This is a genomic window from Caulobacter segnis (assembly GCF_003243465.1).
In the GTDB taxonomy this organism is placed as follows: domain Bacteria; phylum Pseudomonadota; class Alphaproteobacteria; order Caulobacterales; family Caulobacteraceae; genus Caulobacter; species Caulobacter segnis_A.
In genome coordinates, this window is sequence record NZ_QFQZ01000041.1 from 31826 (window position 1) to 40892 (window position 9067).

The 9067-nt window shown below is 66.2% G+C and carries 9 protein-coding genes; 8 read left to right on the plus strand and 1 reads right to left on the minus strand.

The genetic code is table 11. The features are described from left to right. Positions 1 to 44: 44 nt before the first annotated feature. Together zapE and DI526_RS13610 are read left to right on the plus strand one after the other, a co-directional pair. Positions 45 to 1163 carry a cell division protein ZapE gene (zapE, locus tag DI526_RS13605; protein ID WP_304278835.1) on the plus strand — a complete coding sequence of 373 codons (1119 nt, stop codon included), beginning with the start codon at positions 45 to 47 and terminating at the stop codon, positions 1161 to 1163. Positions 1164 to 1177: 14 nt separating this feature from the next. Further along, a complete protein-coding gene (locus DI526_RS13610) occupies positions 1178 to 1765 on the plus strand; it encodes an NUDIX domain-containing protein (protein ID WP_304278838.1) in 588 nt (195 codons plus the stop codon). On the opposite strand, the gene DI526_RS13615 is transcribed toward DI526_RS13610, so the two are convergent. Beyond that, complete coding sequence (locus DI526_RS13615) at positions 1762 to 3192, minus strand: sensor histidine kinase (RefSeq protein WP_304278840.1); 1431 nt, start codon at positions 3190 to 3192, stop codon at positions 1762 to 1764. The genes DI526_RS13610 and DI526_RS13615 overlap by 4 nt on opposite strands. Before the next feature lie 180 nt (positions 3193 to 3372). Between DI526_RS13615 and sdhC the strand changes: the two genes are divergently transcribed. The 6 genes from sdhC to DI526_RS13645 all read left to right on the plus strand — a co-directional run bounded on the left by sdhC (position 3373) and on the right by DI526_RS13645 (position 8495). After that, positions 3373 to 3780, plus strand: a complete 408-nt coding sequence (sdhC, locus tag DI526_RS13620) for a succinate dehydrogenase, cytochrome b556 subunit (protein ID WP_304278843.1) — start codon at positions 3373 to 3375, stop codon at positions 3778 to 3780. Beyond that, positions 3747 to 4202, plus strand: coding sequence for a succinate dehydrogenase, hydrophobic membrane anchor protein (gene sdhD, locus DI526_RS13625; RefSeq protein WP_304278860.1), 456 nt, complete (start codon positions 3747 to 3749; stop codon positions 4200 to 4202). Before sdhC ends, sdhD begins: the two co-directional genes overlap by 34 nt. Beyond that, a complete protein-coding gene (gene sdhA / locus DI526_RS13630; RefSeq protein WP_304278846.1) occupies positions 4202 to 5989 on the plus strand; it encodes a succinate dehydrogenase flavoprotein subunit in 1788 nt (595 codons plus the stop codon). Before sdhD ends, sdhA begins: the two co-directional genes overlap by 1 nt. Positions 5990 to 5996: 7 nt before the next feature. Beyond that, positions 5997 to 6779, plus strand: a complete 783-nt coding sequence (locus DI526_RS13635) for a succinate dehydrogenase iron-sulfur subunit (RefSeq protein ID WP_304278850.1) — start codon at positions 5997 to 5999, stop codon at positions 6777 to 6779. 129 nt (positions 6780 to 6908) lie between these two features. Next, positions 6909 to 8147, plus strand: coding sequence for an NAD(P)/FAD-dependent oxidoreductase (locus DI526_RS13640; protein ID WP_304278853.1), 1239 nt, complete (start codon positions 6909 to 6911; stop codon positions 8145 to 8147). 27 nt (positions 8148 to 8174) lie between these two features. Then, a complete protein-coding gene (locus tag DI526_RS13645; protein ID WP_304278855.1) occupies positions 8175 to 8495 on the plus strand; it encodes a 2Fe-2S iron-sulfur cluster-binding protein in 321 nt (106 codons plus the stop codon). Positions 8496 to 9067: the final 572 nt, after the last annotated feature.

Sequence of the window (9067 nt, forward strand, 5' to 3'; positions counted from 1 at the left end):
AAGCCCTTTCCCCCGCGCCGCGCACGCGCTAACCGCAATGCCCGATGCCGACATCCCTTCGCACCGCCTATCGCGAGCGCCTGGCCCAGGGCGAGATCCGCCCCGACGCCGCCCAGGCCGCCGCCGTCGAGGCTCTGTCGCGGCTGGAAGCCGACCTGGACTCCGCCGGCGAGCCCGGCTTCTCGCTGTTCGGCCGCAAGCCCAAGAGCCAGCGCGGCGTTTATCTGTGGGGCCCGGTCGGGCGGGGGAAGTCCATGCTGATGGACCTGTTCTTCGACAGCGCGCCAGTCGCCAAGAAGCGGCGGATTCACTTCCACGCCTTCATGGCCGAGGTCCACGCCGACATCGACGCTTGGCGCAAGGGCGACGCGGCGGCGCGCAAGGCGCGCTTTGGCCAGTCCAAGGGCGACGATCCGATCGCGCCGACCGCGGAGCTGATCGCCCAGAACGCCCGCCTGCTGTGCTTCGACGAGCTGCAGGTCACCGACATCGCCGACGCCATGATCCTGGGGCGGCTGTTCGAGGCCCTGTTCGCGCGCGGCGTGACTCTGGTGGCGACCTCGAACCGGCCGCCGGAGGACCTCTACAAGGACGGACTGAACCGCCAGCTCTTCCTGCCCTTCATCGACATGCTGAAGTCGGCGCTGGACATCGTCGCCGTGCGCGGACCGGTCGACTTCCGGCTGGACCGCCTGCGCGCCGCCCGCACCTGGCTGTCGCCGATCGACAAGGCCAGCCAGGCCGAGTTCGAGCGGCTGTGGGCCGACATGCTGGACGGCGCGCCGGAGACGGGCGCGACGCTGGAGGTGCTGGGCCGCAAGATGCGACTGCCGCGCGCGTCCGGCGGCCTCGTCCGCGCCTCGTTCGCCAGCCTTTGCCAGCAGGCGCTGGGGCCCCAGGACTACCTGGCCCTGGCCGAGCGCTTCCACACGGTCTTTCTCGAGGACGTGCCGTGCCTGACGCCCGCCCGGCGCGACGCCGCCAAGCGGTTCAACACCCTGATCGACGCCCTCTACGAAGCCGACGCCAAGCTGGTGGCCCTGGCCGAGGCCGAGCCCGAGGCCCTTTATCCCGAGGGCGACGGCGCCTTTGAATTCGAGCGCACCGTTTCCCGCCTGCAGGAAATGCGATCGGCCGACTATGTCTCGCGCGTCCGCGATTGAGTGAGGAGCACCGCATGTCCGTCCAAGATCGCGTCCGCGTCCGCGAGACCAAGCTTCTGTCCGACAAATGGTACGTCCTGAAGACCACGACCTTCGACTGGAAGCGGCGCGACGGGACCTGGCAGACCCAGAGCCGCGAGCACTACGACCGGGGCAATGGCGCTGTGCTGCTGCCCTACAACCTCGCCAACCGAACCGTGCTGCTGGTCAAGCAGTTCCGCTATCCGGCCTTCGTCAACGGCTACGACGATCTTCTGATCGAGGCGGCGGCGGGGCTTCTCGACAACGCCGAGCCCGAAGCGCGCATCCGCGCCGAGGTCGAGGAAGAGCTGGGTTATCGCCTGGGCGAGGTCCGCAAGGTGTTCGAGGCCTTCATGAGCCCAGGCTCTGTGACCGAGATCCTGCACTTCTTCGTCGCCGAATACGACGCCTCGATGCGGATCGGCGAGGGCGGCGGTCATCCCGACGAGGGCGAGGACATCGAGGTGCTGGAATTGGCGATCGACGAGGCCCTGGCCATGATCGCCGATGGCCGTATCCGTGACGCCAAGACCATCATGCTGCTGCAGCACCTAGCCCTGACGGTGTTCGCCAAGCTCTAAAAAGCGTGGGCGAGCGGGGCGTCGAAGCGGACCACGAGGCCGGATTCGTCATAGTCGAAGGCGATGTGGCCGCGCAGCTCGCCGGTGATGCTGCGCTCGATCAGCCTTGAGCCGAAGCCTCGGCGTCTGGGTTGCGCGACGGGTGGTCCGCCGATCTCGCGCCATTCGAAGACCAGGCTGCCTTCGCCGGTGACGGACCAGCTCAGCATCAGCCTGCCGGCGGTCGACAGCGAGCCGTACTTGGCGGCGTTGGTCGCCAATTCATGGAACACCATCCCGAGAGAGAGCGCCACGCGAGCGGGCAGGTGGACGTCCTCGCCGTCCATCGCGACGCGCTCGGCGCCGTAGGGACCCAGCTCCTGACTGAGGATCTGCCGCAGACCAGCGCCGGCCCACTGGCTGTCGGTCAGGGCGTTGTGGGTCTGGGACAGGGCCAGCAGGCGCGACTCGAAGGCCTCGGCGAACGCGGCCGGATCGCCGGCGCCGCGCAAGGTCTGCTGGGCGATCGCCTGTACGGTGGCCAGGGTGTTCTTGACCCGGTGGTTCAGCTCGTCGAGCAGCAGCCGCTGGCGCTCGTCGGCCTGCACCTGATCCGTGATGTCGACGCCTTCGACGAAGACGCCGGAGGCGGTTCCGTCCGGCTCGATGATCGGCTGGTAGACGAAGTCGAGGTAACGCTCCTCGAGCGGCGCGCCATCTTCCCGGTGAAGGGCGACCTTCACCCGGCGGCCGACAAACGCTTCCCGGCTGGTCAGGACCCGATCGAGGAGGTCGATGAAGCCTTGCTCCGCCACTTCCGGCAGGGCGTCTCGCAACGGCAGGCCCGTCACCTCGCGGTCGCCGATCAATTGGCTGTAGGCGTTGTTGACCAGGTCGAAGACGTGGTCGGGGCCGCGCAGCACCGCCATGAAGCTTGGAGCCTGCATGAACAGGTTGCGCAGCTGTCGGCTCTGAGACTGCACAGTTTCCGCCCGCCGTAGCACGTCGTCGCCCAGCATGGCCGCCGAGCGCGAGCCGAAAGCGGCTTCCTTCAGGCGCTGGATCGCCGTTACGTCCTGGGTGTGCTGGAGAATGTAGCGAACCGCGCCGGTCTCGTCGGGAATCGGCGTGTGGGTGGCGCTCCAGATCCGGTCCTCGAAGCCGCCCCCCAGATGCGCGGGGCGCTCGATAGCATAGTGGATAAGGGGCAATTCGGTGACTTCGCCGGTGTCGCGAGCTCGGACCAGCGCCCCCTCGACCTGGGCGCGGCTCTCGCCCTCGGAGGGAAAGGCGTCGAAGACGAACATGCCCTCGATCTCATCCCATCGCCTATGAAGCGTGTTCAAATAGGTCGCGTTCGCGGCGACGTATCGAAGATCGCGGTCGACCAACATGTACGGCGAGGGGATGCGATCGAATATTTCGCGAAAATCGATCGTCTCGCTCATCTGAAGCCCAGCCCACCCCGTAACGATCGACGATAACGCAAGCTACGCCTTACTGTTCCGCGGGGATACCGGTGATGGGGTTGAGAACGTTTCTCAAGAGGGCGCCGTTTAATTGACAGCTAAGTCCCCACGCTTAAAAGCATCCCGCAACGCAAAAAGGCTACTGAGGTTGGACCTCCCATGACCGACACCAGCCGGGGGCTGCCCGAGCGCCCGATGTCGCCGCACCTGCAGGTGTGGCGTTGGCATATCACGATGGCCTGCTCGATCCTGCACCGCGCCTGCGTGGTGGGCCTGTGGGTCGGCGCCGTCATTCTAGCGGGCTGGGCCGCCGCCCTGGCCGCCGGTCCCGAAGCGTATGCCGGCTATGTCGGCCTTCTGGGCTCGCCGATCGGCAAGCTGGTGCTGCTGGGCGAGACCTTCGCGGTCTTCTTCAACGTCGCCTACACCATCCGCCAGACCTTCTGGGACGCGGGCAAGGGCTTCCTGCCCCGCACCGCCGACATGACCGGCGCCATGGCGATCGCCTTCGCGGTCGTGGCGACGATCGTGACCTGGGTCATCGCCGGCGCGAACGGAGCGTTCTGATCATGAGCAAGAACGACCTTTTCCAACCGATCCAGTTCCGCACGCCGCTGTCGCGCGCCCGCGGCCTGGGCTCGTCGCACCACGGCGTCTCGCACTTCATCACCGAGCGTGTCTCGGGCCTGGCCCTGGCGCCGCTGAGCCTGTGGGGCGTCTACAGCGCCTTGAGGCTGATCGGCGCCGACCAGCACACCGTCGCCGCCTGGCTGGGCCACCCGCTGAACGCCGTCCTGCTGGTGTTGCTGCTGATTTCGGCGCTGGTGCACCTGTCGAACGCCGTCCAGGTGGTGATCGAAGACTATATCCACCGCTTCACGAGCAAGTCGGCCCTGGTGATCGGCAATCTGTTCGTCTGCGTGCTGGCTGGCGCCGTCGGGATCTTCTCGATCCTGAAGGTGGCCCTGACCGTGACCGGAGCCCATTGATGTCGGCCTACAAGTTCATCGACCACAAGTTCGACGTCGTCGTCGTCGGCGCCGGCGGCTCGGGCCTCCGCGCCGCGCTCGGCGCCGCTCAGGCCGGCCTGAAGACCGCCTGCATCACCAAGGTGTTCCCGACCCGCAGCCACACCGTGGCCGCGCAGGGCGGCATCTCGGCCTCGCTCGGCAACATGGGCCAGGACGACTGGCGCTGGCACATGTTCGACACCGTCAAGGGTTCGGACTGGCTGGGCGACCAGGACGCCATCGAGTACCTGACCCGCAACGCGCCTGCGGCGGTCTACGAGCTCGAGCACTGGGGCGTGCCCTTCTCGCGCACGGCTGACGGCAAGATCTATCAGCGCGCCTTCGGCGGCATGACCAAGAACTTCGGCGAAGGCCCGATCCAGCGCACCTGCGCGGCGGCCGACCGAACCGGTCACGCCATGCTGCACACGATGTATGGCCAGTCCCTGGCCCACGACACCGAGTTCTTCATCGAGTACTTCGCCCTCGACCTGATCATGGACGACGGCGTCTGCCGTGGCGTGACCGCGTGGAAGCTCGACGACGGCACCCTGCACCGCTTCCAGGCGCAGATGGTGATCCTGGCCACGGGCGGTTACGGCCGCGCCTACTTCTCGGCGACCTCGGCCCACACCTGCACGGGCGACGGCAACGCCATGGCCCTGCGCGCCGGCCTGCCGCTGCAGGACATGGAATTCGTGCAGTTCCACCCGACCGGCATCTACGGCGCCGGCTGCCTGATCACCGAGGGCGCTCGCGGCGAAGGCGGCTACCTGACCAACTCGGAAGGTGAGCGCTTCATGGAGCGCTACGCCCCGTCGGTGAAGGACCTGGCGCCCCGCGACATGGTCAGCCGCGCGATGACCATCGAGATCCGCGAAGGTCGCGGCGTGGGCCCGAACAAGGACCACATCTTCCTGCACCTCGACCACCTGGATCCGAAGATCCTGCACGAGCGCCTGCCCGGCATCTCGGAGACCGCCAAGGTGTTCGCCGGCGTCGACGTCACCAAGGCGCCGATCCCGGTGCTGCCGACCGTGCACTACAACATGGGCGGCATCCCGACGAACTATCACGGCGAAGTCGTCACCAAGAATGGCGACAACCCCGACCAAGTCATCCCGGGCCTGATGGCCGTGGGCGAAGCGGCCTGCGTGTCGGTGCACGGCGCCAACCGCCTGGGCTCCAACTCGCTGATCGACCTCGTGGTGTTCGGTCGCGCCGCGGCCCTGCGCTGCGCCGAGATCCTCAAGCCCGGCGCCAAGCAGCCGGAACTGAAGGACGTCCAGACCGAAGCTCACCTGGCGCGCTTCGATCGCTTCCGCAACGCCTCGGGCTCGACCGGCACCGCCGAGCTGCGCCTCGAAATGCAGAAGGCGATGCAGGAAGACGCCGCGGTGTTCCGCACCGGCGAGAGCCTGGACAGCGGCGTGAAGCGCCTGCAGGCCGTCTGGGACAAGAAGAGCGACATCAAGGTTTCCGACCGTGGCCTCGTGTGGAACACGGACCTGATGGAGACCCTGGAGTTCGACAACCTGATCGGCCAGGCGGTGGTCACGGTGAACGGCGCGGCCAACCGCACCGAAAGCCGCGGCGCCCACGCCCGCGAGGACTTCGCCGACCGCAACGACACCGAGTGGATGAAGCACACCCTGGCGTGGCTGGATAACCAGTCGGGCAAGGTGAAGATCGATTACCGCCCGGTGCACAGCTACACGATGTCCGACGACATCGCCTACATCCCGCCGAAGCAACGGGTCTACTGAGGGTCCGATGGTCGAACTCGCACTCCCCAAGAACTCGCAGGTCAAGGCCGGCAAGCACTGGCCGGCTCCCGCGGGCGCCAAGAAGGTCAAGACTTTCAAGATCTACCGCTACGACCCGGAATCGGGCGGCAATCCGCGCTGGGACACCTACGACGTCGACATGGACGCCGTGGGGCCGATGGTCCTGGACGCGCTGCTATACATCAAGAACACCATCGACCCGACCCTGGCCTTCCGCCGGTCGTGCCGGGAAGGCGTCTGCGGCTCGTGCTCGATGAACATCGGCGGCCGCAACACCCTGGCCTGCACCCACGGCTGGGCCGAGGTCCCGGGCAAGGCCGTCCAGATCAGCCCGCTGCCGCACATGCCGGTGGTCAAGGACCTGATCCCGGACCTGACGCTGTTCTACGCCCAGTACGCCTCGATCGAGCCCTGGCTGCACACCGACACCCCAGAGCCCCAGGCCGAGTGGCGTCAGTCGCCGGAAGACCGCGAGAAGCTCGACGGTCTTTACGAGTGCATCCTGTGCGCCTGCTGCTCGACCTCGTGCCCCAGCTACTGGTGGAACGGCGACAAGTATCTGGGACCGGCGGCCCTGCTGCACGCCTATCGCTGGCTGATCGACAGCCGCGACGAGGCCACCGGCGACCGCCTCGACGCGCTTGAGGATCCCTTCAAGCTGTATCGCTGCCACACGATCATGAACTGCGCCCAGGTCTGCCCCAAGGGGCTGAACCCGGCCAAAGCCATCGCCGAAATCAAGAAGATGATGGTCGAGCGCGTCGTCTGACGCGGTTTCCAGAAGTGCATGGGGCGGCGGCTTCGATGTCGAACCGTCGCCCTTTATGTATCCGCCTCGATCGAAGGCGCTTGCCAATAGGTGACGCCGCCGTCATTTTTGACGAAAGGGAGGGCGTCATTGAGCGCTGAAGCCAATCAGAACGCCTGCGTCGTCATCGTCGGCGCGGGTCATGCGGGCGGTTCGGCCGCCGCGTTCCTGCGTCAATACGGTCACGAAGGCCGGATTGTCCTGATCGGCGACGAGCCGCTCCTGCCCTATCAACGCCCGCCGCTGTCCAAGGCCTGGCTGAAGGGCGAGGCCGACGCCGACTCCCTCGCCCTCAAGCCGGCCGACTGGTACGGCGAGAACAATGTCTTCCTGCGCCTGTCAGGCGTCGCCGAACGCATCAATCGTTCCGCCAAGACCGTCACGCTCGCCTCGGGCGAGGCCATTTCCTACGACTTCCTGATCCTGGCCACCGGCGCCCGCGCCCGTCAGTTGCCGATTCCCGGCGCGGATCTCGCCGGCGTCCTGGCGCTGCGCACCGCGGCGGACGCCGAGCTGCTTAAGCACGCTCTGGGTCCCGGCAAGCGGCTGGCGGTGATCGGCGGCGGCTATGTCGGGCTGGAGGCCGCCGCCTCCGCCCGGGCGCTCGGCGCCGAGGTCGTGGTGATCGAGCGCGAGAGCCGCGTACTCGCTCGTGTCGCCTGCGAGACTCTTTCGACTTTCTTCCAGGACTACCACCGAGGCCGGGGCGTCACGTTCGAACTGAACGCCGGCGTCGAGGCGTTCGAGGGCGTCGACGACCACATCAGGGGCGTGCGCCTGTCGGATGGTCGCGTGCTGCCGTGCGATGTCGCCCTCGTTGGCGTTGGCGCGATTCCCAATGACGAACTGGCCAAGGACGCGGGCCTGACGACCGCCAATGGCGTGGTTGTCGATCTCGAGGCGCGGACAGAGGATCCTGCGATCTTCGCGATTGGCGACGTCACTCACCGTCCCCTGCCACTCTATGAGCGCCAGTTCCGGCTAGAGAGTGTGCCCAACGCCCTGGAGCAGGCCAAACAAGCGGCGTCGGCGATTCTCGGCCGGCCCGGCCCGGCGCCGGAAGTGCCGTGGTTCTGGTCGGACCAGTACGACCTGAAGCTCCAGATCGCCGGCCTGCCGTTTGAGGCCGACCGCCAGGTGGTGCGAGGCGATGTCGCCGCGGCCAAGTTCGCGGTCTTTCATTTGAAGGGCGACCTGCTGCAGGCCGTCGAAGCGGTCAATGCGCCGCCGGAATTCATGGCCGGCAAGCAGCTGATCGCCAAACGCACGCCGGTGAACGCGGCGAAGCTTGCCGATACGTCGGTGTCCATGAAGGAAGTGGCGGCGTAAAGCCGCTCTAAGGATAACGGGAGCCCCATGGCCAAGATCACCTACATCGAACACGACGGGACCGAGCACGCCCTGGACGTCAAGCCGGGCCTGACGGTCATGGAGGGCGCGGTGAAGAACAACGTGCCGGGCATCGACGCTGATTGCGGCGGCGCCTGCGCCTGCGCGACCTGCCACGTCTATGTCGACGAAGCCTGGCTCTCCAAGACCGGCGACAAGTCGGCGATGGAAGAGTCGATGCTGGACTTCGCCGAGAACGTCGAGCCCAACAGCCGCCTGTCGTGCCAGATCAAGGTGACCGACGCCTTGGACGGCTTAGTCGTGCGCCTCCCTGAGAGCCAGCACTAGCTCGCGTTCCGGAGGGTGTGTCCGGGAAAGGTTCCAAGGCTTCTTCAAAAGAGCGTCGTTATATTGTCGCGAGGGGGTTGCCAGACCGCGGGGCGGGGACTAGATCAACGCCTCGCTCGGAACGGCTTCGCGACCGGACGACGCGGCCCTCGAAAGGGAGCTTGCATCGCCCAAGACGCTTGGCTAGATACCGCGCTCCAATCGACTCGATGATGGATCCGCAGGGGCGGCTTCGGCAGCCCTGAGGGTCTTCTTTTTGTCTCTTCGCTTCCGGCTTTCCGGTGATGCGAAAAAGTCGAAAAGAGTTGGTTGACTTCGGAATGTCGCCTCTATAGAAGCGCCGCTCCGATCATCGCCGCCAAGACTTCGCAAGAATTCAGCGGCGCGATGAAAGGTTAGTTAAGTAGACGCTTTGAGGCTTTCTCGAAAAATCGCTTGACTGACTTGGCCGGCTTCTCTAAAAGCTTGCCACTCTGGCGCTTCCTGGATTTTCAGGGCTCGCCGGTCCGGTTCGAAAAGTTTTGAAAAAAACGATTTGACACGGAAAACGAGGTTGGATAGATAGCCGCCTC

Bases quoted from the DNA above. Each gene is read 5' to 3' on its own strand.
- zapE (WP_304278835.1), top strand. From the start codon at position 45: ATGCCGACATCCCTTCGCACCGCCTATCGCGAGCGCCTGGCCCAGGGC.
- DI526_RS13610 (WP_304278838.1), top strand. From the start codon at position 1,178: ATGTCCGTCCAAGATCGCGTCCGCGTCCGCGAGACCAAGCTTCTGTCC.
- DI526_RS13615 (WP_304278840.1), bottom strand. From the start codon at position 3,192: ATGAGCGAGACGATCGATTTTCGCGAAATATTCGATCGCATCCCCTCG.
- sdhC (WP_304278843.1), top strand. From the start codon at position 3,373: ATGACCGACACCAGCCGGGGGCTGCCCGAGCGCCCGATGTCGCCGCAC.
- sdhA (WP_304278846.1), top strand. From the start codon at position 4,202: ATGTCGGCCTACAAGTTCATCGACCACAAGTTCGACGTCGTCGTCGTC.
- DI526_RS13635 (WP_304278850.1), top strand. From the start codon at position 5,997: ATGGTCGAACTCGCACTCCCCAAGAACTCGCAGGTCAAGGCCGGCAAG.
- DI526_RS13645 (WP_304278855.1), top strand. From the start codon at position 8,175: ATGGCCAAGATCACCTACATCGAACACGACGGGACCGAGCACGCCCTG.